The sequence below is a fragment of the Streptomyces sp. P9(2023) genome, from assembly GCF_032436795.1.
Lineage (GTDB): Bacteria > Actinomycetota > Actinomycetes > Streptomycetales > Streptomycetaceae > Streptomyces.
This window is the reverse complement of the sequence record NZ_JAUPWM010000766.1, coordinates 1-244: the sequence shown is the minus strand read 5'-3', so window position 1 is coordinate 244 and position 244 is coordinate 1. Positions and strand designations below refer to the sequence as shown.

1 protein-coding gene is annotated in these 244 nt (G+C 62.7%); it reads left to right on the top strand.

What is annotated here, in order from left to right; genetic code table 11:
- Positions 1-244: hypothetical protein (locus Q5762_RS39380; RefSeq protein WP_315897128.1), on the top strand; the 244-nt coding region annotated here is incomplete at both ends.

Sequence of the window (244 nt, the reverse complement as noted above, 5' to 3'; positions counted from 1 at the left end):
CTGCCGCCGGGTCTGCGCAGCGGCCAGACGACCAGCGGAGAAACAACTCCTCAAACCATTATCCTGGGCAAATATGCGACCGCCGGCAACATGGTCTGCCCGCCGATGACACATGGGCGTGACGGGCGGACGCCCAATGCCTACCTCACCTATGTGATCGACCTGGCCGACATGCCGCTGCACAGTCTTGACGCGATCTGGATCGACGACGAGCGGTTGATCCCCGGCAATCTCGACGGCGAAG